Here is a 23896-nt window from a genome sequence, read left to right on the forward strand (position 1 = left end):
CCGGGGCGCACCCCAGGAACAGGCACCGCCCCGGGTGCGTTGTGCCCACCCTCCCCCAAGCTCTCGGCTTCGCTCGAGCAGGGGGGACCCCCATCGCCCCAGCGGAACGAATGCCCACAACGCGGGGGGACGCACCGCACCGGAACGAATGCCCACAATGGGGGGACGCACCGCACTGGGGGAGATCCGGTTACTCCACGCCGATCAGGAGCAGTGGGGCTTTGGGGCCGCCCGGGTAGGTCGTGGTGTCCACCGCGAGGTGCGTTTCGCGGACGTGGGTCTCCAGGCGCGCCGCCAGGTCCGGTGGGGCGTCCTCGGCGATCACCAGCGTGACCAGCTCGCCGCCCGCCGAGAGCATCCGGTCCAGCACCGTCTGTGCCGTGGCCGCGACGTCCTGGCCGATCACGGCGACGTCGCCGTCGATCAGGCCCAGGACGTCGCCGGCCTGGCACACGCCCGCCGAGGTGAACGACTGGCGCTCGGCGACGGCCAGTTCGCCGTACCGGGTGGCGCCGGCCGCCGCGGTCATGGCGACGACGTCCTCGTCGAAGCGCCGGTCCGGCTCGTGGACGGCGAGCGCGGCGATGCCCTGGACGGCGGCGCGCGTGGGGACGAGGGCGACCCGGATCCCCTCCGCCCGCGCCTGCTCGGCCGCGGCGGCCGCGGCATGCCGCAGGGCGGCGTCGTTCGGCAGCAGGACGACCTCGCGCGCGTGGGCGCGCCGTACGGCGTCGAGGAGCTCGCCGCTGGCGGGCGGTTCGCCGGGCCGGGCGAGCACGGTGGTGGCGCCCGCCTCGGCGCACAGGCGGGCGAGCCCCTCGCCGGGCAGGACGGCCACCACCGCGCGGCCCGCGCGCTCCTCGGGCGCCGCGCCGCCCGGGCCGGACGTGCCGAAGTGGGTGATCCGGATGCGGTGCGGGCGTCCCGCCTCGACGCCCGCCTCCACGGCCGCGCCGGCGTCGTCGACGTGGACGTGGACGTTCCACAGCCCGTCGCCGCCCACCACGACGAGGGAGTCGCCGAGGGCGTCGAGCCGGTCACGGAGCCGGGCGACGGCGGTGTCCCCGGCCTCCAGCAGGTAGATGACCTCGTAGGCGGGCCCGGCCTCGGCGCAGGGTTCCACGGCGGGGGCGGCCCCCAAGGCCCCCGAGGCTCCCGAGGCTCCCGAGGCCCCCGAGGCTCCCCGGGGCGCGCGGGGCGTCCGGGCGGGCGCCTCCCCGGTGACGGCCTGGACGAGCGCGGCGAGCACGGTGACGAGCCCCCGTCCGCCGGCGTCCACGACACCGGCGCGTTCCAGGACGGCGAGCTGGCCGGGGGTGGCCTCCAGGGCGGCGCGGGCGCCGGCGTGCGCGGCGCGGGCGACGGCCACGACGTCCTCACCGCCCGCGGACGCGGACGCGGCGGCGGAGGCGACGCTCAGGATGGTGCCCTCGACGGGGTGGGCGACGGCCTCGCGGGCGGAGGCGGCGGCCCGCCGCAGCGCCCTGGCCAGGTGGGGGCCGTCGCAGCCGGTGGCGAGGACCTCGCTCATGCCGCGGAGCAGTTGCGACAGGATGGTGCCGGAGTTGCCGCGGGCGCCGAGGAGGGCGCCGTGCGCCATGGCGCGTACGGTGTCGGCGAAGTCGGGGGCCTCGATGGCGGCGAAGACGGCCTCGACGGCCTGGGAGGCGGACTCGACGGTGAGGTAGAGGTTGGTGCCGGTGTCCCCGTCCGCGACCGGGTAGACGTTGATCGCGTCGATCTCCTCGCGCTCCCGGCCGAGCGCGTCCAGCGCCAGTGAGCACCAGCTGCGGACCACTGCGGAATCGAGCGCCTGCGGCAGGGTCTGCGGCACCTGGTGTCCTCCTTGAGCAGCGCTGACTGCTCCGCAGCGTAGACCCCGTACCGGTGCCGGGGCCCGGGCGGGGGCGGGACGATCCGTGGTAGTTTCGTTGAACCGAGGCAGTCGTTGTATGCTGCTCCGGTTGCCCGATGAGAGTCGGGCCATTCCCCCGGCAACGCCACTTCAGTCAACCGACCTGATTCCGGCTCGCCGGATTTCACTGTAAGTGCATCTGAAGTCTTTGGAGTGACCCGTGGCTGCCAACTGCGACGTCTGCGGCAAGGGGCCGGGCTTCGGCAACAACATCTCGCACTCGCACCGCCGTACGTCTCGTCGCTGGAACCCGAACATCCAGCGCGTGCGTGCCGTGGTCAGTGGGACGCCGAAGCGGCTCAACGCCTGCACCTCGTGCATCAAGGCCGGCAAGGTCTCGCGCTAACGCCGACGACGGTTCGTCGTAGCGCAGCCTCTGCGGTTGCCTTGAAAGCCGGTCCACCTCGGTGGACCGGCTTTTTGCCGTACCCATGGTCCTGTCCGCGGGGCCGGACACCCGGCCCCCGCGGACGGCACATCGTCTAGCGCTGCCGCCAGCCGTGGTCCACCGGGCCGATCCCGCCGCCCAGGGCGAAGCCGGCGGCGATGGCGCCCGTGACGTACTCCTTGGCCGCCCGGACCGCGTCGGGGACCGTGAGGCCCTTGCCGAGGCCGGCCGCGACGGCGGAGGCGAGTGTGCAGCCCGTGCCGTGGGTGTGGCGGTTGTCGTGGCGGGGGGCGCGCAGCCAGTGCTCCTGCGTGCCGTCGGTCAGCAGGTCGACCGCGTCCCCGGCGAGGTGCCCGCCCTTGATGAGCGCCCAGCGGGGGCCGTGCTCCAGGACCGCGTCCGCGGCCCGGCGCAGGTCGTCCTCGTCCTTGACGGTCACGCCGGTGAGCTGGGCCACTTCGTCCAGGTTGGGGGTGGCCACCGTGGCGAGGGGCAGCAGTCGGCGGCGTACGGAGTCGAGGGCGGAGGCGGCCAGCAGCGCGTCGCCGTGCTTGGACACCCCGACGGGGTCGACGACGACGGGTGCGTCCGTGCCGGCCAGCAGGTCGGCGACGGTCTCCACGAGGGGCGCGGAGGCCAGCATGCCGGTCTTGACGGCCTGGACACCGATGTCGTCGACGACGCTGCGGTACTGGGCGCGTACGGCCTCGGCGGGCAGTTCCCAGGCGCCTTGGACGCCGAGGGAGTTCTGCGCGGTGACGGCGGTGATCACGCTCATGCCGTGGACGCCGAGCGCGAGCATGGTCTTCAGGTCGGCCTGGATGCCGGCGCCGCCGCCGGAGTCGGAACCGGCGACGGTGAGGACGTTGGGGAGCGGGCGGTGGGTCACTCGCCCTCCCCGAAGTGGTCCCAGCCGCCCTGGGTGTGCCAGGGCGCGCCGTCGACGGTCACCTGGGGCAGGGCGGAGGGGTTGAGCACCTCGCCGATCACCTTCCAGCGGGCGGGGAGCTTCACGTCGGGCGGGAAGGTGGCGACGATGGCGTGGTCCTCGCCGCCGGTGAGGACCCACTGCATGGGGTCGACGCCGACGGCCTGGCCGATGTCGTTCATCTGGGTGGGGATGTCGATGAGCCCGGAGCGCAGGTCGATGCGGACCTTGCTGGCCTCGGCGATGTGCCCGAGGTCGGCGATCAGGCCGTCGCTGACGTCGCACATGGCGGTGGCGCCGAGCCCGGCCGCCGCGGGGCCCGCGTGGTAGGGCGGTTCGGGGCGGCGGTGGGCCTCGACGAAGGCGCGGGGCGAGCGGAACCCCCGGGACAGCACCGCGTATCCGGCGGCGGACCAGCCGAGCCAGCCGGTGTACGCGACGACGTCGCCGGAGCGGGCGCCGCCCCGGGTGACGGGTTCGTGGTTGCGCAGGTCGCCGAGGGCGGTGATGGAGACGGTGATGGTCTCGCCGCGGACGACGTCGCCGCCGACGACGGCCGCTCCGGCGACCTGGCACTCGTCGCGCAGGCCGTCCATCAGCTCCGTGGGCCAGGTGACGGGGAGTTCGGCGGGGACGACCAGGCCGAGCAGCAGCGCGGTGGGGACGGCGCCCATGGCGGCGATGTCCGCGAGGTTCTGCGCGGCGGCCTTGCGGCCGACGTCGTACGCGGTGGACCAGTCGCGGCGGAAGTGCCGTCCCTCCAGCAGGATGTCCGTGCTGGCGACCACGCGCCGGTCGGGTGCGGCCACGACCGCGGCGTCGTCGCCGGGGCCGATCCGTACCGCCGGGGTGGAGGTGAGCCGGGAGGTGAGCTCCCTGATCAGCCCGAACTCCCCCAACTCGCCGACAGTGCCCTTCATCGCTGTGCCCCTTCTGCCCCAGTGCGGCCGCGGTCGCGCACCGTCACTGCTGTAGGTACCGTCAAGTGGACCGTCCACACCGCCGGCCCGGTGCTTCGTGCGGCGGCCTCGCGCGCCACCGGCCGCGAGGGTCTCCCCGCCGCCCGCGGCGACGCGGTACCGTGGCGTCCCTTTCTTCCCCACAAGATCCTCGTGGCCGCCCTGGAGGTTCCGTGGTACAGGCGTACATCCTCATCCAGACCGAGGTGGGCAAGGCGTCGACGGTCGCCGAGACCATCTCCAAGATCCCGGGGGTGATCCAGGCCGAGGACGTCACGGGTCCGTACGACGTGATCGTGCGGGCCCAGGCCGACACGGTCGACGAGCTGGGCCGCATGGTGGTCGCCAAGGTCCAGCAAGTGGACGGGATCACACGGACCCTGACCTGCCCGGTCGTACACCTGTAGCCCCCGTCTACCCTGGGCCGGTGACGTCTTCGCCCCGGCCTCGCCGCCTGTCAGCCCCGCTGCTCCCCGCCGTGGCCGCCCTGGCCGCCGCCGTCCTGCCGGTGGTCGCGGGCTGTTCCACGACGGACGCGCGGGCCTCCGTCCCGGTTCCCAGCCCGCCGTCGGAGGAGGCGGCCCTGTGCGGCGCACTGCACGAGGAGCTTCCCGGGACCGTCGCGGGACTCGGCCGGAGTGATCCGGAGCCGGGTTCCGATCTGACCGCCGGCTGGGGGGACGGGGCGATCGTACTGCGCTGCGGTGTCCCCCGGCCCCCCGCGATGAGCGACGTGAAGGCGCTCGGCGCGGAGGTGGGCGGTGTGGAGTGGCTGACGGAGCTGCGCGAGGGCGACGGGCCGCGGTTCACCTCCACGTACCGCAAGGCGTACGTGGAGGTGTCGCTGGACGAGCGGTTCGCGCACGACGCCACCCCGCTCACGGATCTCGCCGCGGCCGTGAAGAAGGCCGTCCCCCCAAGTCTCTGAGTCGTCGCCCGGGGCCCGGGGGGCGCGGCGGTGTCAGCGCAGCCCGGTGGGGCGGCGCAGCGCGGCCTGGATGAGGCGGTCGACCAGCTCGGGGTAGGCGACGCCGCTCTCCTGCCACATGCGCGGGAACATGGAGATCGGCGTGAAGCCCGGCATGGTATTGATCTCGTTGATGACGAACTCGCCGTCGTCGGTGAGGAAGAAGTCGGCCCGGACCAGGCCCTCGCAGGACGCCGCCTCGAAGGCCGCGACGGCGAGGCGCTGCACCTCGGCGGTCTGCTCGGGGGTGATGGGCGCGGGGACGACGCCGGAGGCCGAGTCGATGTACTTGGCCTCGAAGTCGTAGAAGTCGTGGTCGGTGACGGGCGGGATCCAGGCGGGTACGGAGGCGCGCGGGCCGTCCTCGAACTCCAGCACGCCGCACTCGATCTCGCGGCCGGTGAGCAGCGACTCGACGATGATCTTGGGGTCGTGGCGGCGGGCCTCCTCGATCGCGGCCTCCAGGCCGGAGAGGTCGTCGACCTTGGTGATGCCCATGGAGGAGCCGCCGCGGGCCGGCTTCACGAAGAGCGGCCAGCCGTGGTCGGCGGCGAAGCCGACGATCCGCTCGCGGGCGGCGGAAGGATCCTGCTCCCACTCGCGGGGGCGGATCACCTCGTACGGGCCGACGGGCAGCCCGAAGGAGACGAAGACCCGCTTCATGTACTCCTTGTCCTGGCCGACGGCCGAGGAGAGCACCCCGGCGCCCACGTAGGGCACTCCGGCGAGCTCCAGCAGCCCCTGGAGGGTGCCGTCCTCGCCGTACGGGCCGTGCAGCATCGGGAAGACGACGTCCACGTCGCCGAGGACCTTGGGGACCGTGCCGGGCTCGCTGTAGACGACCTCGCGGCTGCCGGGGTCGACGGAGAGGACGACGCTGCCCTCGTCGGACTCGGCGAGGTCGGCGACGGTCGGCAGCGCGCGGTCGGCGATGGCCATCCGCTCCGGTTCGTCGGCGGTCAGCGCCCAGCGGCCGTCGGTGGTGATGCCGATGGGCAGCACGTCGTACTTGGTCCGGTCGATGGCGCGCAGGACGGCGCCGGCCGTGACGACGGAGATGGCGTGCTCGGAGCTGCGGCCGCCGAAGACGACGGCCACGCGCGGCTTGCGCCCGGTGCTGGTGGGGAGGTTCTCGCTGCTCATATCGCGATGAGCGTACCTGCTCCCCCGGGCCGCGTCAGCGACCGAGTGGTCGTCTGTTCGGTGTCATCGCCGTTCGGGCTTGGCGGCGCGCGACATCAGCTCCTTGAGGGCGACCATGGGCGGCTTGCCCTCGTGGACGATGCCGACGACGGTCTCGGTGATGGGCATGTCGACGCCGTGCCGGCGGGCCAGATCGAGCACCGACTCGCAGGACTTGACGCCCTCGGCGGTCTGCCGGGTGACGGCGATGGTCTCCTGGAGGGTCATGCCCCGGCCGAGGTTGGTGCCGAAGGTGTGGTTGCGGGAGAGCGGCGAGGAGCAGGTGGCGACGAGGTCGCCGAGGCCGGCGAGGCCGGAGAAGGTGAGCGGGTCGGCGCCCATCGCCAGGCCGAGGCGGGTGGTCTCGGCGAGGCCGCGGGTGATGAGGGAGCCCTTGGCGTTGTCGCCGAGGCCCATGCCGTCCGCGATGCCGACGGCGAGCCCGATGACGTTCTTCACCGCGCCGCCCAGTTCGCAGCCGACGACGTCGGTGTTGGTGTAGGGGCGGAAGTAGGGGGTGTGGCAGGCGGCCTGGAGGCGCCGGGCGACGTCCTCGTCGCTGCAGGCGACGACGGCCGCGGCGGGCATGCGGGCGACGATCTCCTTGGCGAGGTTGGGTCCGGTGACCACGGCGACGCGTTCCCCGGGGACCTCGGCGACCTCCCGTACGACCTCGCTCATCCGCTTGGCGGTGCCCAGTTCGACGCCCTTCATCAGGGAGACGAGGACGGTGCCGGGGGCGAGCAGCGGCTTCCAGGCGGCGAGGTTGCCGCGGAGGGTCTGCGAGGGGACGGCGAGGACGGTGAAGTCGGCGTCCCGCGCGGCCTCGGCCGGGTCGGTGGTGGCGCGCAGCGACTCGGGCAGCCGGGTGCCGGGGAAGTAGTCCGGGTTCTCGCGGGTGGTGTTGATGGCGTCGGCCAGTTCCTGGCGCCGGCCCCAGAGCGTCACCCGGCAGCCGGCGTCGGCGAGCACCATGCCGAAGGCGGTGCCCCAGGACCCGGTGCCGAAGACGGCGGCCTTGACGGGCCGGCCCTCGGGGCCGGACGTGTCGGGGCGTGTCACTTCGCTTCCTCCCCTGCGGCCTTGCGCCGCTGCTCCAGGCGGGCCTTGCGGTGGTCGTACGGCTCGACCGGGGCCTGCTCGCCGCGGATCTCCTCCAGCAGGGAGGTGATCGCGGCCATGATGACCTCGGTCGCCTCGCGCAGCACCTCGGGTGTCGGCTCCTCGCCGTAGAAGCGGCTGAGGTCGACGGGCGGGCCTGCCTGCACGGTCAGGGTCTTGCGCGGGAGGAGGCGGACCTTGTTCTCCTTGGCGTACGGCGGCATCGCCAGGTTGGCGCCCCACTGGGCGACGGGGATGACGGGCGCCTTGGTGAGGAGCGCGACGCGGGCGGCGCCGGTCTTGCCGGCCATGGGCCACATCGCGGGGTCGCGGGTGAGGGTGCCCTCGGGGTAGAAGGCGACGCACTCGCCCCGCTCGATGGCGGCGACGGCGGCGCGGAAGGCGTCCAGCGCGTTGGTGGTCTCCCGGTAGACGGGGATCTGTCCGGTGTTGGTCAGCATCATGCCGACGAACGAGCTCTTGAACAGGGCGGCTTTCGCCAGGAAGCGCGGGACCCGTCCGGTGTTGTACTGGTAGTGCGCGTACGACAGCGGGTCGAGGTACGAGTTGTGGTTGACCGCGGTGATGAATCCGCCGTCGGCCGGAATGTGTTCCATTCCCCGCCAGTCCCGCTTGAACAGAACCACCAGCGGCGGTTTTGCGATGACCGCCGCCAGGCGGTACCAGAAGCCGATTCTGCGGCGGGACACTCGGACACCTTCCTCTGGGACTGGCTTGCCGGGGGTCAAGTGTCGCCCCGGGCCCCTGGTCTGTCGAGAACACCGTACGCCCCGCCAGGGACGGCGTGGCCACGGGTCGCGCCGGTGCCGCGCCCGGGCGGTGCCCGCGCCGCGCCACAATGGGGCCCGCGGGCGCGGTCCGCCACAGGTACCGCCGGGGCAGCCGGGACCCCGGCGCCGCACGGAAGGAGAGCCCGCCACGAACGCCGATCCGACCGGCGGCTGGTCGCTGGTCGTTCCGTTGAAGCCGCTGGGCAGGGCCAAGAGCAGGCTGGCCGGTGCCGCCGAGCCGCCGGTGCGGCGGCGGCTGGCGCTGGCGTTCGCCGAGGACACGGTGGCGGCGGCGCTGGCCTGCCCGGCGGTGCGGGATGTGTCGGTCGTCACGGACGACCCGGTGGCGGCGCGGGCGCTGGGGGCGCTGGGCGCGCTGGTCGTGCCGGACGCCCCGGCCGCCGGGCTGAACGCCGCGCTGGCGTACGGGGCGGCGGCGGTACGCGGGCGGCGGCCGGGTGCTCCGGTGGCGACGCTGAACGCGGACCTCCCGGCGCTGCGGCCCGGGGAACTGGCGCGGGTGCTGGCGGTGGCCGGGGAATTCCCGCGGGCTTTTCTCGCGGATGCCGCGGATATCGGGACGACATTGCTGTCGGCGGGGCCGGGGACGGAATTGCGGCCCGCTTTCGGCGGGGCGTCGCGGCGCCGGCATTTGTCGTCGGGCGCGGTGGAAATCCGGCTGGGCGGTGTCCGCTCGGTACGGCTGGACGTGGACACGGGGGACGATCTGCGGGCGGCCGGGGAGCTGGGCCTGGGGCCGCGGACGGCCGGGCTGTGGGCGGTGGACGCGCCCGCGGCGGGCGGGGCGTGCGGATAAGCTGCGGTGCATGCAGGCCACCGCGTACACCTACGATCCCGACTCCCGCAGCGGGAGCGTGCTGCTCGACGACGGGACCCCGGTGGACTTCTCCGCCGACGCCTTCGACGCGGGCGGGCTGCGGCTGCTGCGGCCCGGGCAGCGGGTGCGGATCGAGACGGAGGGACGCGGCGAGTCCCTGCGGATCACGCTGGTGACGCTGCAGACGTTCTGACGGCTGCTCTCTCCGGTGCGCCGAGGTGGACCTGAGGCGTACTGGGACGGGCCGGCGCGCGCCGCGGGCCGGGCTCCCCCGCGGTGGGGAGCCCGGCCCGGCGTGTGAGTGGCCCTGGGGCCCCGTGCCGCTTACTTGCTGCGCGAGGCGGTCTTCTTGGCGGTGGTCTTGCGCGCCGTGGTCTTCTTGGCGGGCGCCTTCTTCGCCGTGGCCTTCTTCGCCGGCGCGGTCTTCTTCGCGGTGGTCTTCTTGGCCGCCGTGGAGGTGGCCTTCTTGGCCGGCGTGGCCTTCTTGGCGGTGGTCTTCTTGGCCGCGGTGGAGGTGGCCTTCTTCGCCGTGGTCTTCTTCGCGGCGGTGGTGGTCTTCTTCGCCGGGGTGGCCTTCTTGGCGGTGGCCTTCTTCGCCGCGGCGGCGGTGGTCTTCTTGGCGGCGGCCTTCTTGCCGACGGCCTTGGAGATGGTGGCGGGAGCCCCCGAAAGGCTGCCCTTGGGCGCCTTCTTGACGGCGACCTCGCCGCCCTTCGGCAGCTTCTTCGAGCCGCTGACCAGGTCCTTGAAGCCCTGACCGGCACGGAAGCGCGGCACGGAGGTCTTCTTGACCCGCACGCGCTCGCCCGTCTGCGGGTTACGGGCGTAGCGGGCCGGACGGTCGACCTTCTCGAACGAGCCGAAGCCGGTGACCGAGACCCGGTCACCACCGACCACGGCACGGACGATCGCGTCGAGCACCGCGTCGACAGCATCGGCGGCCTGCTGGCGGCCGCCCATCTTGTCGGCAATCGCTTCTACGAGCTGCGCCTTGTTCACGTCTTCCCCTTCGGAGACATTGCCGGAACGAAAGTGTTCAAGCTTTTCGCACGTTAGGCAGATATATACCGCAAATCAAACACGAAACGGGCTAATCACCCTAGTGCCGCAACGAAGTCGGCCGTCACGGAGTTCGAGTGTCAGTCGCCATCAGGGAATCGGCCCTCGTCGAGGTCCTTCATCAACCGGTCCAGCCGCGTTGCCGCGCCTGCGAGATCGTGCTTCGCCACGGCCGTGACGGCCAGCAGCTTCCGGGACAGCGCCATCCTTACGCCCTCCGGGACTTGCAGTGCGCGCACTCGGGTGTGCGCTTCTTTCAGTCGGGCTGCGACGGCCTGATAGAGCTCGAGTTGGCTGTCGCGTTCCATGCACCGATTGTGCCATCTGGGGCGAGTTGTCGCCTCCGTAGGGGGCAACTGGCGTGCGGCGGAGGGCTGTAGGGGCCGTCGTACAGCCTCCCCACCCCAGGAGCCCCGAAACCACAAAACCCCAGCTCGCCGGGCGAGTTGGGGTGTCCGTACGCGGGTGGCGGGGCCGCCGGGAAGGGGGCGCCGAGAAGGCCGAACAGCGTCAGCCGGATGGCCCCTTGGGGTCCCCCGAGACGCCGGGCAAGGGCACTTTCGGCCATCGTCCCCGCCCGCGGCACGCGGCAGCCGCCGGGCCCCGGACGGCGGTGCCCCGCAGTACGGCGGCGCCGCACAGCACGACGGTGCCCCCGGCCGGGGATCGGCCGGGGGCACCGGATGGTGGAACGCGGAGAGGCGACCTGCCAGACGTGTCAGACCTGGAGGGTGCGGGGCTTGTGGGCCGGGCGCTTGGCCTCGTAGGCGGCGATGTCGGCTTCGTTCTGGAGGGTGATGCTGATGTCGTCGAGGCCGTTGAGGAGCCGCCAGCGGGCGTTCTCGTCGAGTTCGAAGGCAGCGGTGACGCCCTGGGCGCGGACCTCGCGGGTGGTGAGGTCGACGGTGATCTCGGCCTGGGGGTCGGTCTCCGTCAGCGCCCACAGGGCGTCGACGACATCCTGGTCCAGGACGACGGTGAGCAGGCCGTTCTTCAGTGAGTTGCCGCGGAAGATGTCGGCGAAGCGGGAGGAGATGACGGTTTTGAAGCCGTAGTTCTGCAGGGCCCAGACGGCGTGTTCGCGGGAGGAACCGGTGCCGAAGTCGGGTCCGGCGACCAGGACCGTGGCGCCCTGCCGCTCGGGACGGTTGAGGATGAAGTCGGGGTCCTTGCGCCATGCCTCGAACAGGCCGTCCTCGAAACCGTCGCGGGTGACCTTCTTCAGCCAGTGCGCGGGGATGATCTGGTCGGTGTCGACATTGCTGCGGCGCAGCGGGACGGCGCGGCCGGTGTGGGTGGTGAAGGCTTCCATGATGGCTCAGACTCCGGCGGTCGCGGGGGCTTCGGTCAGGTCGGCGGGGGAGGCGAGGTGGCCCAGGACCGCGGTGGCGGCGGCGACCTGGGGGGAGACCAGGTGGGTGCGGCCGCCCTTGCCCTGCCGGCCCTCGAAGTTGCGGTTGGAGGTGGAGGCGGAGCGCTCGCCGGGGGCGAGCTGGTCGGGGTTCATGCCCAGGCACATCGAGCAGCCCGCGTGCCGCCATTCGGCCCCGGCCTCCTTGAAGACCTTGTCCAGACCCTCTTCCACGGCCTGCAGGGCGACCCGGACGGAACCGGGGACGACCAGCATCCGTACGCCGTCGGCGACTTTGCGGCCGTCCAGGATGCCGGCTGCCGAGCGCAGGTCCTCGATGCGGCCGTTGGTGCACGAGCCTACGAAGACGGTGTCGACGGTGATGTCCCGCAGCGGCTGCCCGGCGGTCAACCCCATGTACTTCAGGGCGTTTTCGGCGGCCAGGCGCTCCGATGCGTCTTCGTACGAAGCGGGGTCGGGGACGTTCGCGGAAAGCGGCGCGCCCTGGCCGGGGTTGGTGCCCCAGGTGACGAAGGGCGCCAGCTCGGCGGCGTCGATGACCACCTCGGCGTCGAAGACGGCATCGTCGTCGGTGCGCAGGGTCTGCCAGTAGGCCACGGCCGCGTCCCAGTCCGCGCCCTCGGGCGCGTGGGGGCGGTCCTTGAGGTAGGCGAAGGTGGTGGCATCCGGGGCGATCATGCCCGCCCGGGCACCGGCCTCGATCGACATGTTGCAGATCGTCATCCGCGCTTCCATCGACAGCTTCTCGATCGCGCTGCCGCGGTACTCCAGCACATATCCCTGGCCGCCGCCGGTGCCGATCCTCGCGATGATCGCCAGGATCAGGTCCTTGGCGGTGACGTCCTCGGGCAGCTCACCCTCGACGGTGATCGCCATCGTCCGGGGGCGGGCCATCGGCAGCGTCTGCGTCGCCAGCACATGCTCCACCTGCGAGGTACCGATACCGAAGGCCAGCGCCCCGAACGCACCATGCGTGGACGTGTGCGAGTCACCGCACACCACCGTGGTACCCGGCTGGGTCAGCCCCAGCTGCGGCCCCACAACGTGGACGACACCCTGCTCGACGTCGCCCAGCGGGTGCAGGCGGACACCGAACTCGGCGCAGTTCTTGCGCAGCGTCTCCAGCTGCGCGCGGGAGACCGGGTCGGCGATGGGCTTGTCGATGTCGAGGGTGGGGGTGTTGTGGTCCTCGGTCGCGATCGTGAGGTCGAGCCGCCGCACCTGCCGGCCGCTCTTGCGCAGACCGTCGAAAGCCTGCGGGCTGGTCACCTCGTGCAGCAGGTGCAGATCGATGAAGAGCAGGTCGGGCTCGCCTTCGGCGCGCCGGACGACGTGATCGTCCCAGACCTTCTCCGCGAGAGTCCTACCCATCGCTTTCCCTCCGGCCGACGTGGTGTGCCGGCTCCTCTAGAGATCTGTGGGCCCACGCCCGTAATCCCACGTTTCACGTGCTGGACGTCGACATCGGACCCGGTGTCGTCGGTCCGTACGTACAGGGTGGCAAGTTCCTGGAGAAATTGAACTTGCGTTTCACAGAGTGAGACGTGAGTATCGTTGCATGGACAACTCTAGCGGCGTCGGCGTTCTCGACAAGGCTGCTCTGGTATTGAGCGCCCTGGAGTCCGGTCCGGCCACCCTCGCCGGGCTGGTCGCGGCGACAGGGCTCGCACGACCCACGGCACATCGCCTTGCCGTGGCACTGGAACACCACCGGATGGTGGCGAGGGACATGCAGGGCCGGTTCATCCTGGGCCCGCGGCTGGCGGAGCTCGCCGCCGCGGCCGGCGAGGACCGGCTGCTGGCCACGGCAGGACCGGTACTGACACATCTGCGGGACGTGACCGGCGAGAGCGCGCAGCTCTACCGGCGCCAGGGCGACATGCGCATCTGCGTCGCCGCGGCGGAGCGGCTGTCCGGTCTGCGGGACACCGTGCCGGTCGGCTCCACGCTCACCATGAAGGCCGGCTCGTCGGCCCAGATCCTGATGGCCTGGGAAGAGCCGGAGCGGCTGCACCGGGGCCTCCAGGGGGCGCGCTTCACGGCGACGGCCCTGTCGGGCGTGCGGCGCCGCGGCTGGGCCCAGTCGATCGGTGAGCGCGAGCCGGGCGTGGCCTCCGTCTCGGCGCCCGTGCGGGGCCCCTCGAACCGCGTGGTGGCCGCCGTGTCGGTCTCCGGGCCGATCGAGCGCCTGACCCGTCACCCCGGCCGGATGCACGCCCAGGCGGTCATCGACGCCGCCGGCCGCCTGTCGGAGGCGCTGCGGCGCGGCTGATCTCCCCCGTACCTGCTGCCGACTCCCGGCCCACCGCTTCAACGCCGCAGCGGTGGGCCGGAGTTGTGTCCCCCGTCCCCCCGCCCCCGTCCCCACGCACTCGCGCATGCTTCGCGCACACGAAGAAGCCCTCCCCTGCTGGGGAGGGCTTCTTCTTCGCGTACCCCCGACCGGATTCGAACCGGCGCTACCGCCTTGAGAGGGCGGCGTGCTAGGCCGCTACACAACGGGGGCAAGATCAGTGAAGATCCGCTGGCCTACCAGGACTCGAACCTAGACTAACTGAACCAGAATCAGTCGTGCTGCCAATTACACCATAGGCCACTGGTGGTTTAGACCAGTTGGTACCCCCGACCGGATTCGAACCGGCGCTACCGCCTTGAGAGGGCGGCGTGCTAGGCCGCTACACAACGGGGGCCCTAGCGATCCTGCATCGTGTTCATCGGGAGCGACCCTGATGATCACGCGGGAAGGATCTGTACCCCCGACCGGATTCGAACCGGCGCTACCGCCTTGAGAGGGCGGCGTGCTAGGCCGCTACACAACGGGGGCTTCGCGGATGCCATCCGCGAGTGCAGATAAGCTCTGCGAGCTGGCCTACCAGGACTCGAACCTAGACTAACTGAACCAGAATCAGTCGTGCTGCCAATTACACCATAGGCCACCAAAACGCAACCCCCGGTGGGGATTTTGTTCGGGTTACGCTTCCGGGTTCCGGCCTTTCGGCTTGCTCCCCTCGGCGCAGGAAGAACATTACCCGAAGGAGTCCGGGGCTCCAAAACGGGTATCGCCGCGCAGCAGTCCGGGGAGCTGGTCGAGGCCGGTGATCCGGGTCAGCTCGGGCCGGCCGCCCGCACCGGCGCGGTCCAGCCAGATGCCGGTGAGCCCCGCCTCCACGGCGCCCCGGGCGTCGATGTCCGGCTGGTCGCCGACGTACGCCACCTCGGCGGGGCGCAGCCGGAGGGCGTCGCAGGCGGCGTGGAAGGCCGCGGGGTCGGGCTTGGCCACGCCCAGCTCGGCCGCGCAGAGCAGCGCCTCGAACCGGTCCCGTACCCCGAGGACCCGCAGCTTGCGGTCCTGGTTGTGGACGGAGGAGTTCGACAGGGCGGCGTGCCGGTAGTCGGCGGCCAGCAGCTCCAGGGCGGGCAGGGTGTCGGGGAACAGCTCCCACGCGGCCTCGTAGTGCCGCAGGTACCGCTGGAACCAGGCGTCGGCCTCGGGGTCGGTCAGGGGTACGCCCAGGAAGTCCCGCACCCGGTCCCGGCGCTGCTCCTCGAAGCCGACGCCCCCGGCCTCGAAGCGCCGCCAGTGCAGGAGGGTCAGCTCCTTCCACCGCGTGAGGGCCTGGTCGACGGATACGTATCCGTCGGCCAGGCCCTCGGCCCGCAGGTGGTCCCGCATGCCGGCGCGGTCGGCGCTGGCGTAGTCGAAGATCGTGTCATCGATGTCCCAGAGGACGGCGCGGATCGGCATGGGGCGACCGTACCGCCGGGTGACCGGCGGTGGCCGCCCCTTTCCCTGCGTACGCGGTGTTACGCGGCCAGCCTGGCCAGCGCGGCGTCGATGCGGGCGAGCGTGCGGTCCTTGCCGAGGATCTCCAGCGACTCGAAGAGCGGCAGGCCGACCGTACGGCCGGTGACGGCGACGCGGACCGGTGCCTGGGCCTTGCCGAGCTTGAGTCCGTGCTCCTCGCCGGCCGCGAGGACGGCGCCCTTGAGGGACTCGGGGCTGGTCCAGTCGGCGTCCTCCAGCTTGGCGCGGGCCGTGCGCAGGAGGGCGTCGGACCCCTCCTTCATGGCCTTCTGCCAGGAGGCGTCGTCCTGGACCGGCTCCTTGAGGAACAGGAAGTCGACGTTGGCCGTGATGTCGGAGAGGACGGTCAGCCGGGTCTGGGCGTGCGGGGCGATGGCCTCCCACGCGGTCCGGTCGAAGTCCTCGGGCGCCCAGGGGGCGTGCGGGGCGCGCAGCCAGGGCTCGCAGGCGGCGGTGAACGCCTTCACGTCGAGCATGCGGATGTGGTCGGCGTTGATCGCCTCGGCCTTCTTGAGGTCGAAGCGGGCCGGGTTGGCGTTGACGTCGGTGATGTCGAACGCGGCGACCATCTCGGGGATCGTGAAGACGTCCTGGTCGGCGGAGAAGGACCAGCCGAGGAGCGAGAGGTAGTTGAGCAGGCCCTCGGGGAGGAAGCCGCGCTCCCGGTAGAGGTTGAGGGAGGACTGCGGGTCGCGCTTGGAGAGCTTCTTGTTGCCCTCGCCCATCACGTACGGCAGGTGGCCGAAGGACGGGATGTCCTTGGCGACACCGAGTTCGATCAGCGCCTTGTAGAGGGCGATCTGGCGCGGGGTGGAGGAGAGCAGGTCCTCGCCGCGCAGGACGTGGGTGATCTCCATCAGCGCGTCGTCGACGGGGTTGACGAGCGTGTAGAGCGGGGCGCCGTTGGCGCGGACGATGCCGTAGTCCGGGACGTTGTCCGGGGTGAAGGTCAGCTCGCCGCGCACCAGGTCGGTGAAGGTGATCGGCTCGTCGGGCATGCGGAAGCGGACGATGGACTCGCGGCCCTCCGCCTCGTACGCGGCCTTCTGCTCGTCGGTGAGGTCGCGGCAGGTGCCGTCGTAGCCGGAGGGGCGGCCGGCGGCACGGGCGGCCTCGCGGCGCTCGTCCAGCTCGGTGGCGGTGCAGTAGCAGCGGTACGCGTGGCCGCCGGCGAGCAGCCGGTCGGCGACGTCCTTGTAGAGGTCCATGCGCTGCGACTGGCGGTAGGGGGCGTGGGGGCCGCCGACCTCGGGGCCCTCGTCCCAGTCGAGGCCGAGCCAGCGCAGCGAGTCCAGGAGCTGCTGGTAGGACTCCTCCGAGTCGCGGGCCGCGTCGGTGTCCTCGATGCGGAAGACCATGGTGCCCTGGTGGTGCCGGGCGAAGGCCCAGTTGAACAGGGCGGTGCGGACCAGGCCCACGTGGGGGTTGCCGGTCGGCGAGGGACAGAAACGTACGCGGATCGCGTTAGCCACGCTTGATCACCTTGTTGGTGAGAGTGCCGATGCCTTCGATGGTGACGGCGACCTCGTCGCCGACGTTGAGCGGTCCGACTCCGGCGGGGGTGCCGGTGAGGATGACGTCGCCCGGGAGCAGGGTCATGGCCTCGGTGATGTGGACGACCAGGTCCTCGACGGACCGGACCATGTCGCTCGTACGACCCAGCTGGCGCTGTTCTCCGTTGACGGTGCACTGGATCGTGACGTCGGCGGGGTCGAGGTCGGTCTCCACCCAGGGGCCCAGGGGGCAGGAGGTGTCGAAGCCCTTGGCGCGGGCCCACTGGTTCTCGCGCCGCTGGACGTCGCGGGCGGTGACGTCGTTGGCGCAGGTGTAGCCGAGGACGACGTCCTTGACGCGCTCGCGGGGGACCTCGCGGCACATGCGCCCGATCACGACGGCGAGCTCCGCCTCGTGGTGGAGCTCGGTCGAGAAGGAGGGGTACTCGATGGCGTCGCCGGAGCCGATCACCGAGGTGGTGGGCTTGAAGAAGGCGACGGGGGTGTCGGGGACCTCGTGGCCGAGCTCCGCGGCGTGCTCCGCGTAGTTGCGGCCGATGGCCACGACCTTGTTGGGGAGCACGGGCGGGAGCAGCCGGACCTTGCTCAGCGGGACCTTGGTCCCGCTGAGTTCGAAGTCGCCGTACGGAATACCCTTGATGATGTCGAGGACGAGGCCGCCCTCGTCGCCGGGGGCGTCATGGCCCTCGACCGCGCCGAAGGCGACGTTGCCGTCGATGGAGAACCTGGCGATGCGCACGGGATGCCGTGCCCCTTACTTCCGCTGGCTGGAGTCTGACGCTCCAGGCTAACGCGGGAGGCGCACGCCGTCCGCCGAGGTCAGCGCGCGGCCTGGACCGGGGCGTCCATCAGGGTCGTACGGCGCGGGTTGGCGGTGCTGGCGGGGAGGTCCGCGGGGTGCTCCGGCCGCACGCCCTGGTCGAGCTCACCGGCGTCGGCCAGGTGCATCAGGGTGGTGCGGCGGGGGTTGGCGATGCTGCGCATGGTCATCGTCGTCTTCATCGGTGGTGGCAGACCTCGGGGTGCGGGCGCCGCCTGGGCGCCTGGTTGACGTTTCTTCCTTGTTTGTAAAGCGTCAGGCTAAACATGTGATTCCCCGCGAATGACGGTGGATGGCAACGATCTATATGTGAGTTTGCTCACGAAGGTAGGGATGTTTTCGACAAACCGGACGTCCGGCAGGGGCCCGGGAATCGGACATTGCGTACCTGAACGCTAGATTCCGCTGCTGATCATCGCTACTGGGACACCCCCCACCCCCAGGGGGCTCACCAGCGACTCGTAGGCGAACGTCCGTTTCCTCCCCGATCCTCTTCTACGGCGGGTGACACGCCCTTCACATCACGTCACCGGTGCGGGGGCCGTGCCTGTCGGCCTTGTTGGAGATCCGGCACTGTGCTGGAATTCCACGCACCGCCGCGGATTCCAGACCGGCGCGCTGGGGCGCGACACAGCGCCGGGCGGCGGTGAGGAAGGGGGATCTGCGCCGGTCACTCACGACCACCACTGGAGCGCGCTCGCGCTCCACGACGCCGACACCGTCCTCACCGTTCACGCGGGAGGACGCCTGGTCCAGAGGTTGCGACGCTAGTGCAGGGACGTTTCAAGAGGGATGGCAACGGGTCTCCCCAGACCCGCCAGGGCCGAGGGGATGCTGCGGCGGAGCAGGAGCCGCTCGGCGGGACCGACCACGGCTCCTCGCCCCAGCACACCCAGAGCCAGGGCCCGGCCGCCGGTGGCGGCGACCGCGCGGGACGCCCGGGAGCGGGGAAGGGCGGCGACGCCGGTTCCCCGGCCGGCAGGTCCCGGACGGTGAGGGGCGCGCGGAGCACCAAGGGCGCCTCGTCCGGCAAGGACGCGCCCGCCGCGCCGTCCGCCGCCAAGGGCCCCACCGACGTCGGGTCGCGAATAGCCCTGCGCAACTGGCGCATCTCCACGCGTCTGGTCTCGCTGCTCGCCCTCCCCGTGGTCGCCGCGACCACCCTGGGCGGCATCCGTATCAACGAGTCCATGAACGACATGGAGCAGCTGGACCACATGCAGCTGCTGACCAAGCTGACCCAGGAGGCGACCAACCTCGCCCAGGCGCTCCAGGACGAGCGCGACCTGACGGCCGGTCCCCTCTCCAACAAGCTCCCCCCGACCCACCCCCGGGTCGACCAGCCGCGCAAGGAAGTCGACACGGCGCAGAAGGCCTTCCTCGACGCCACCAACGACATCGGCGACACCCAGGGCGACGAGGCCCTCACCAGCATCCGCTCCAACGTCGAGCAGATCGCCCGGCAGGTCGTGACCATCGGCGAGATCCGCACCGGCGCGTACCGGGACGGCTCGCAGGACTTCCAGACGATCGAGCGCTACAGCCGTCTGATCAACTCGCTGCTCAGCCTCTCCCAGGACATGGCGCAGGCGACCAGCAACCCCGAGATGATCAAGCGGACCCGCGCGCTGTCGGCGTTCTCGTCCGCCAAGGAGTACGCCTCCATCCAGCGCGCGATCATCGCGGGCGCCCTGCCCGCCACCAGCCGTGAGAAGGGCGCGCTCGACACCAACGACCGCGAGTACGGCGCGGCGGCCAAGGAGAACGAGCGGGTGGCCCTCGACTCGTTCACCCGGAGCTACGCCTCCCTCGGCGGTGACGCGACGGAGCTGCTGGCGCCGCTGACCAGCGAGAGCAACCCCACCATCACCAAGGCCGACTCGTACGCCGACGTCGTCCTGCGCACCGACAAGGGCATGGAGCAGGAGAAGCCCCGCGGCTACCTCGAGTGGACCGACGCCTACGCGCCCAAGATGCAGGTGATGAACACCATCGAGGCGACGCTGCTGGGCGACATGGACAGCACCGCCCGCGAGCTGCGCCAGGAGGAGCAGCGCGACGCGATCATCAACGGTGCCCTGATCCTGCTCGTCCTCGGTGTCTCCCTCGTCGGCGCCTTCGTGGTGGCCCGCTCCATGATCCGGTCGCTGCGCCGCCTCCAGGACACGGCCACCCGGGTCGCCCAGGACCGGCTGCCCGAGCTGGTCAAGCAGCTCTCCGAGGCGGACCCGCAGGACGTGGACACGTCCGTGGAGTCCGTGGGCGTGCACTCCCGGGACGAGATCGGCCAGGTGGCCGCGGCCTTCGACGACGTGCACCGCGAGGCGGTCCGCCTCGCCGCAGAGCAGGCCCTGCTCCGGGGCAACGTCAACGCGATGTTCACCAACCTCTCGCGCCGCTCCCAGGGCCTCATCCAGCGCCAGCTGTCGCTGATCTCCGAGCTGGAGTCCCGCGAGGCGGACCCCGACCAGCTCGCCTCGCTGTTCAAGCTGGACCACCTCGCCACGCGTATGCGCCGTAACGGTGAGAACCTGCTCGTCCTCGCGGGTGAGGAGCCCGGCCGCCGGTGGACCCGGCCCGTGCCGCTCGTCGACGTGCTCCGTGCCGCCGCCTCCGAGGTGGAGCAGTACGAGCGCATCGAACTCGCCTCCGTGCCGGCGACCGAGGTCGCGGGCCGCGTCGTCAACGACCTCGTGCACCTGCTCGCCGAGCTGCTGGAGAACGCCACGTCGTTCTCCTCGCCGCAGACCAAGGTCCGGGTCACCGGTCACGCCCTGCCCGACGGCCGGGTGCTCGTCGAGATCCACGACACCGGCATCGGCCTGTCCCCCGAGGACCTGGCCGCGATCAACGAGCGGCTCGCCTCGCCGCCCACCGTGGACGTCTCGGTGTCCCGCCGCATGGGTCTGTTCGTGGTCGGCCGCCTGTCCCTGCGGCACGGCATCCGCATCCAGCTGCGCCCCTCCGACTCGGGCGGTACGACCGCGCTGGTCATGCTCCCGGTGGACGTCGCCCAGGGCAACAAGAAGGCCCCCGGCAAGCCCGGTCCGGGCGGGCAGGGCGCTCAGGGCGCCGTCCCGCAGGGCCCCGCGGGCTCCGGCGGCCGGCTGACCGGCGGGCCCGGCGCGGCCGGTGGCGGCCGCCCCGGCCTGGCCGGCGGCCCCGGTGGCGGCGGTCCGGGCGGTGCGCCCGGTGGCCGTCAGGGTCTCGGCGCGGGCGCCGGTGCGCGCCCGGCGCTGCCCGGCACCGGCCGGGACGGCGCGGCGAACCGTCAGGGCGCCCCGGGTGCGCAGGGCGGACCGCAGGGCGGCGCCCAGGGGCCGCAGGGCGGCGGGCAGCAGGGCCGCCAGGGTCAGGGTGGTCAGGGCCAGGGCGCCCTGGCCGGCCGGCCCCAGCAGCCGGTGCCCCCGCAGGGGCGGCAGCCCCAGGGCGCCGGTGTCGCGGGCGCCTTCGGCGGTGGCCCGCGCCCGACGCAGGACAACGGCATCCCCACCCGCTCGGACGTCTGGCAGAACGGCCCCGACGAGCGCGGCGCCCGCCCCGGCGCGCAGGTCCCGCCCTCGGGCGGCCCGCGGGCCGAACTGCCCGGCGCCGCACCGCAGCAGCGCGGTCCCGCCCGGCAGCAGCCCGCACCGCAGCAGCCCGGGCAGGGGCAGGACGCCCGGCGCCGGCCGGCTTCCGCGCCGCAGCAGCCGCAGCAGCCGGGACAGCCCGGCCGGCCGCAGCGCCCGCAGACCACCAGCTGGGGCGCCGACGCGCCGCGCGGCCACGAGGAGCCGGACACCACCGGGCAGTACGCCCGCCCCGGGACCGGGCAGCAGGGCCGGAGCCAGGGCCACGGCGGCCAGGGGCACCAGGACCCCGCGTCCACGGCGCAGTTCGCCCGCCCCGACTACGACGCCGGGCGCCCGCAGGCCGAGGCGCTGCCTCCGGCGCCGGACGCCGGGGACGGCCGTACGCCGCTGTACGACACGCTGGAGACCAACTGGTTCCACCAGCAGAACGGGCAGGCCCAGCAGCCGCAGCAGCAGCCGCAGGCCCCGTCCGGACAGGGCGCCGGCGGCCCGTACCCGGCGCACGACCAGACCGCGCCGCTGCCGGCCGTGTCGCAGCAGCCCGCGCAGCCGTCCCGGCCCGCCCCGGCCCGCCCCGCCCCGTCGCTGCCCTCCCGGCGCGACGGCCAGGGTGCCGGACAGGGCCCGGCCAGTGGCCAGGGTGCCGGACAGAACCCGGCCGGTGGCCAGGGGGACCCCGCCACGACCGGCTCGTGGCGCACCTCCCCCAACGACGAGCTGGTGCGCCAGGCCGAGCGGGTCCGCAAGCCCGCCGCGGGCGGCATCACCACCTCCGGGCTCCCGCGCCGGGTGCCGCGCGCCAACCTGGTGCCCGGGACCGCGCAGGAGGCCGGCAGCCAGTCCGGTCCGCAGGTCTCGCGCGCGCCCGACGACGTGCGCGGCCGCCTGACCAACCTCCGCCGCGGCATCCAGCAGGGACGCCAGGCGGGCAGCTCCGCCACGGGCAGCTTCCCCACCGGCCCCACTCACCAGCAGGAGCGTTAGTTGAGACCGATGAGCCAGGCGGCCCAGAACCTGAACTGGTTGATCACCAATTTCGTGAGCAACACCCCCGGGGTGTCGCACACAGTGGTGGTCTCCGCCGACGGACTCCTGCTCGCCATGTCCGAGGGCTTCCCCCGCGACCGCGCCGATCAGCTCGCGGCCGTCGCGTCCGGGCTGACCTCGCTGACCGCGGGCGCGTCCCGGATCTTCGAGGGCGGCACCGTCGCCCAGACCGTGGTGGAGATGGAGCGCGGCTTCCTCTTCATCATGTCCATCTCGGACGGTTCCTCACTGGCCGTGCTCGCGCACCCGGACGCGGACATCGGCCTCGTCGGATACGAGATGACGCTGCTCGTCGACCGCGCGGGCAGCGTGCTCACTCCGGACCTGCGTGCGGAGTTGCAGGGAAGTTTGCTCCACTGAGGCGGTACGCCCCATCCGTACCTCCCCTCATCGCCTTGTTCATCGTCGGCCGCCCCTCCGGCCCCCCACCGGCCCAGTCAGACGACAGGCAGACCACCTGCTGTCACTGGAGGATCAAATGACCCCGCCCCCCGCCTCTCATGATCCATACGGCGTCCCCGTGGACGCCGGGTACGGCTATGAGGGCGACCAGCCGCTGGTCCGGCCCTACGCCATGACCGGCGGCCGGACCAGGCCGCGCTACCAGCTCGCCATAGAAGCGCTGGTCAGCACCACGGCCGACCCGGCCCACCTGGGCACACTGCTTCCCGAGCACCAGCGGATCTGCCACCTGTGCCGTGAGGTGAAGTCGGTGGCGGAGGTGTCGGCACTGCTGTCGATGCCGCTGGGTGTCGCCCGGATCCTCGTCGCCGACCTGGCGGAGGCCGGCATGGTGGCGATCCACCAGCCGGGCAATGGAGAGGCCGGCGGAACGCCGGACGTGACGCTGCTCGAAAGGGTGCTCAGTGGACTTCGCAAGCTCTAGCGGCGGTTCGGGAGCCGGGCGCTCGACCACCTCGGCCAAGATCGTGGTGGCGGGCGGGTTCGGCGTGGGCAAGACCACGTTCGTGGGCGCCGTCTCGGAGATCAACCCGCTGCGTACCGAGGCCGTGATGACGTCCGCTTCGGCGGGCATCGACGACCTCACCCACACCGGCGACAAGAAGACCACCACGGTCGCCATGGACTTCGGCCGCATCACGCTGGACCAGGACCTGATCCTGTACCTCTTCGGTACGCCCGGTCAGGACCGCTTCTGGTTCATGTGGGACGACCTGGTCCGCGGCGCGATCGGCGCCGTCGTCCTCGTCGACACGAGAAGGCTCGCCGACTGCTTCCCGGCGGTCGACTACTTCGAGAACAGCGGCCTGCCGTTCGTCATCGCCCTCAACGGCTTCGACGGCCACCAGCCGTACACGCCCGAAGAGGTCCGCGAGGCCCTCCAGATCGGTCCCGACGCCCCGATCATCACCACCGACGCCCGCCACCGCGCGGACGCCAAGAGCGCCCTGATCACGCTGGTGGAGCACGCGCTGATGGCCCGTCTCAAGTAGTCCGGGCCGTACGGCAGTTGCCACCGGAGATCACTCCGGGCCGGGTGTGTCCTGCGACACGGCCGGTCCGGGGGTTCATAACATTTCGACAGAGAATTACGGGGTCTCGGACACGAGACGCATCCGTACGGTGCCACTGTGCTCACATGAGCCCCGCCTTTTGGCGGGGCTCGCTCTTTAT

The 23896-nt window shown here is 72.1% G+C and carries 24 protein-coding genes and 5 tRNA genes; 10 read left to right on the forward strand and 19 right to left on the reverse strand.

Annotated elements, in window-relative coordinates; genetic code table 11:
* Positions 1 to 190: 190 nt before the first annotated feature.
* The gene (locus ACF08D_RS30570; protein ID WP_392227346.1) at positions 191 to 1834 is read right to left on the reverse strand and encodes a DAK2 domain-containing protein; all 1644 of its coding nucleotides are present in this window, start codon (positions 1832 to 1834) and stop codon (positions 191 to 193) included.
* 241 nt (positions 1835 to 2075) lie between these two features.
* Between ACF08D_RS30570 and rpmB the strand changes: the two genes are divergently transcribed.
* Positions 2076 to 2261 (forward strand): 50S ribosomal protein L28, encoded by a 186-nt coding sequence (rpmB, locus tag ACF08D_RS30575; protein WP_064070327.1) that lies wholly within the window; start codon positions 2076 to 2078, stop codon positions 2259 to 2261.
* Between the two features lie 136 nt (positions 2262 to 2397).
* Here the strand turns inward: rpmB and thiD are convergent, their stop codons facing one another.
* Together thiD and ACF08D_RS30585 are read right to left on the reverse strand one after the other, a co-directional pair.
* Complete coding sequence (thiD, locus tag ACF08D_RS30580; protein ID WP_392227348.1) at positions 2398 to 3192, reverse strand: bifunctional hydroxymethylpyrimidine kinase/phosphomethylpyrimidine kinase; 795 nt, start codon at positions 3190 to 3192, stop codon at positions 2398 to 2400.
* Entirely contained in the window at positions 3189 to 4151 is a 963-nt protein-coding gene (locus ACF08D_RS30585; protein WP_392227350.1) for a thiamine-phosphate kinase, read from the reverse strand. Before ACF08D_RS30585 ends, thiD begins: the two co-directional genes overlap by 4 nt.
* Positions 4152 to 4363: 212 nt before the next feature.
* On the opposite strand from ACF08D_RS30585, the gene ACF08D_RS30590 reads away from it, so the two are divergent.
* Both ACF08D_RS30590 and ACF08D_RS30595 read left to right on the forward strand, forming a co-directional pair.
* Positions 4364 to 4597: an Lrp/AsnC family transcriptional regulator gene (locus tag ACF08D_RS30590; RefSeq protein ID WP_028802415.1), complete on the forward strand. Its 234-nt coding sequence runs from the start codon at positions 4364 to 4366 to the stop codon at positions 4595 to 4597.
* A gap of 20 nt (positions 4598 to 4617) precedes the next feature.
* Complete coding sequence (locus ACF08D_RS30595; protein WP_392227352.1) at positions 4618 to 5118, forward strand: DUF3515 domain-containing protein; 501 nt, start codon at positions 4618 to 4620, stop codon at positions 5116 to 5118.
* Between the two features lie 33 nt (positions 5119 to 5151).
* On the opposite strand, the gene ACF08D_RS30600 is transcribed toward ACF08D_RS30595, so the two are convergent.
* The 3 genes from ACF08D_RS30600 to ACF08D_RS30610 all read right to left on the reverse strand — a co-directional run bounded on the left by ACF08D_RS30600 (position 5152) and on the right by ACF08D_RS30610 (position 8150).
* Complete coding sequence (locus tag ACF08D_RS30600) at positions 5152 to 6300, reverse strand: D-alanine--D-alanine ligase family protein (RefSeq protein WP_392227353.1); 1149 nt, start codon at positions 6298 to 6300, stop codon at positions 5152 to 5154.
* Positions 6301 to 6363: 63 nt separating this feature from the next.
* Positions 6364 to 7401 (reverse strand): NAD(P)H-dependent glycerol-3-phosphate dehydrogenase, encoded by a 1038-nt coding sequence (locus ACF08D_RS30605; RefSeq protein WP_392227355.1) that lies wholly within the window; start codon positions 7399 to 7401, stop codon positions 6364 to 6366.
* Positions 7398 to 8150, reverse strand: coding sequence for a lysophospholipid acyltransferase family protein (locus ACF08D_RS30610; RefSeq protein ID WP_392227357.1), 753 nt, complete (start codon positions 8148 to 8150; stop codon positions 7398 to 7400). The genes ACF08D_RS30605 and ACF08D_RS30610 overlap by 4 nt, the downstream gene beginning before the upstream one ends.
* 259 nt (positions 8151 to 8409) lie before the next feature.
* On the opposite strand from ACF08D_RS30610, the gene cofC reads away from it, so the two are divergent.
* Complete coding sequence (cofC, locus tag ACF08D_RS30615; protein ID WP_392227451.1) at positions 8410 to 9048, forward strand: 2-phospho-L-lactate guanylyltransferase; 639 nt, start codon at positions 8410 to 8412, stop codon at positions 9046 to 9048.
* Positions 9049 to 9058: 10 nt separating this feature from the next.
* A complete protein-coding gene (locus ACF08D_RS30620; RefSeq protein ID WP_392227359.1) occupies positions 9059 to 9262 on the forward strand; it encodes a hypothetical protein in 204 nt (67 codons plus the stop codon).
* Between the two features lie 131 nt (positions 9263 to 9393).
* On the opposite strand, the gene ACF08D_RS30625 is transcribed toward ACF08D_RS30620, so the two are convergent.
* The 4 genes from ACF08D_RS30625 to leuC form a co-directional block, all read right to left on the reverse strand.
* Positions 9394 to 10068: an HU family DNA-binding protein gene (locus tag ACF08D_RS30625; RefSeq protein ID WP_392227361.1), complete on the reverse strand. Its 675-nt coding sequence runs from the start codon at positions 10066 to 10068 to the stop codon at positions 9394 to 9396.
* Positions 10069 to 10208: 140 nt separating this feature from the next.
* Positions 10209 to 10436: a hypothetical protein gene (locus ACF08D_RS30630; RefSeq protein ID WP_392227363.1), complete on the reverse strand. Its 228-nt coding sequence runs from the start codon at positions 10434 to 10436 to the stop codon at positions 10209 to 10211.
* Positions 10437 to 10846: 410 nt separating this feature from the next.
* On the reverse strand, positions 10847 to 11440 hold the full coding sequence (leuD, locus tag ACF08D_RS30635; protein WP_392227365.1) for a 3-isopropylmalate dehydratase small subunit: 594 nt from the start codon (positions 11438 to 11440) through the stop codon (positions 10847 to 10849).
* Between the two features lie 6 nt (positions 11441 to 11446).
* A complete protein-coding gene (gene leuC / locus ACF08D_RS30640; protein ID WP_392227367.1) occupies positions 11447 to 12871 on the reverse strand; it encodes a 3-isopropylmalate dehydratase large subunit in 1425 nt (474 codons plus the stop codon).
* 187 nt (positions 12872 to 13058) lie between these two features.
* Here leuC and ndgR point away from each other — a divergent pair, with 187 nt between their 5' ends.
* Positions 13059 to 13772 carry an IclR family transcriptional regulator NdgR gene (gene ndgR, locus ACF08D_RS30645; RefSeq protein ID WP_392227369.1) on the forward strand — a complete coding sequence of 238 codons (714 nt, stop codon included), beginning with the start codon at positions 13059 to 13061 and terminating at the stop codon, positions 13770 to 13772.
* Positions 13773 to 13933: 161 nt separating this feature from the next.
* Here ndgR and ACF08D_RS30650 read toward each other — a convergent pair.
* The 9 genes from ACF08D_RS30650 to ACF08D_RS30690 form a co-directional block, all read right to left on the reverse strand.
* Positions 13934 to 14006: transfer RNA gene (locus tag ACF08D_RS30650), tRNA-Glu, on the reverse strand.
* Positions 14007 to 14024: 18 nt separating this feature from the next.
* Positions 14025 to 14096 (reverse strand) — tRNA-Gln (locus ACF08D_RS30655).
* An 18-nt stretch (positions 14097 to 14114) separates the two neighbouring features.
* A tRNA-Glu gene (locus tag ACF08D_RS30660) sits at positions 14115 to 14190 on the reverse strand.
* Between the two features lie 61 nt (positions 14191 to 14251).
* Positions 14252 to 14324 (reverse strand) — tRNA-Glu (locus tag ACF08D_RS30665).
* 40 nt (positions 14325 to 14364) lie between these two features.
* Positions 14365 to 14436, reverse strand: a tRNA-Gln gene (locus ACF08D_RS30670).
* 89 nt (positions 14437 to 14525) lie between these two features.
* On the reverse strand, positions 14526 to 15245 hold the full coding sequence (locus ACF08D_RS30675) for an HAD family hydrolase (RefSeq protein WP_392227371.1): 720 nt from the start codon (positions 15243 to 15245) through the stop codon (positions 14526 to 14528).
* A gap of 59 nt (positions 15246 to 15304) precedes the next feature.
* Positions 15305 to 16777 (reverse strand): glutamate--tRNA ligase, encoded by a 1473-nt coding sequence (gene gltX / locus ACF08D_RS30680; RefSeq protein ID WP_392227372.1) that lies wholly within the window; start codon positions 16775 to 16777, stop codon positions 15305 to 15307.
* Positions 16770 to 17558, reverse strand: coding sequence for a fumarylacetoacetate hydrolase family protein (locus ACF08D_RS30685; protein WP_392227374.1), 789 nt, complete (start codon positions 17556 to 17558; stop codon positions 16770 to 16772). The genes gltX and ACF08D_RS30685 overlap by 8 nt, the downstream gene beginning before the upstream one ends.
* A gap of 80 nt (positions 17559 to 17638) precedes the next feature.
* Entirely contained in the window at positions 17639 to 17821 is a 183-nt protein-coding gene (locus ACF08D_RS30690; protein WP_392227376.1) for a hypothetical protein, read from the reverse strand.
* A 588-nt stretch (positions 17822 to 18409) separates the two neighbouring features.
* Here ACF08D_RS30690 and ACF08D_RS30695 point away from each other — a divergent pair.
* From ACF08D_RS30695 to ACF08D_RS30710, 4 genes are all read left to right on the forward strand, one after another.
* Positions 18410 to 22198, forward strand: coding sequence for a nitrate- and nitrite sensing domain-containing protein (locus tag ACF08D_RS30695; protein ID WP_392227377.1), 3789 nt, complete (start codon positions 18410 to 18412; stop codon positions 22196 to 22198).
* A gap of 9 nt (positions 22199 to 22207) precedes the next feature.
* Positions 22208 to 22621 carry a roadblock/LC7 domain-containing protein gene (locus ACF08D_RS30700; RefSeq protein ID WP_392227453.1) on the forward strand — a complete coding sequence of 138 codons (414 nt, stop codon included), beginning with the start codon at positions 22208 to 22210 and terminating at the stop codon, positions 22619 to 22621.
* Between the two features lie 118 nt (positions 22622 to 22739).
* Positions 22740 to 23147, forward strand: coding sequence for a DUF742 domain-containing protein (locus ACF08D_RS30705; protein WP_392227379.1), 408 nt, complete (start codon positions 22740 to 22742; stop codon positions 23145 to 23147).
* Positions 23128 to 23715, forward strand: coding sequence for an ATP/GTP-binding protein (locus ACF08D_RS30710; RefSeq protein ID WP_392227380.1), 588 nt, complete (start codon positions 23128 to 23130; stop codon positions 23713 to 23715). Before ACF08D_RS30705 ends, ACF08D_RS30710 begins: the two co-directional genes overlap by 20 nt.
* Positions 23716 to 23896 lie beyond the last annotated feature (181 nt).

The organism is Streptomyces sp. NPDC015131 (genome assembly GCF_043079975.1).
In the GTDB taxonomy this organism is placed as follows: domain Bacteria; phylum Actinomycetota; class Actinomycetes; order Streptomycetales; family Streptomycetaceae; genus Streptomyces.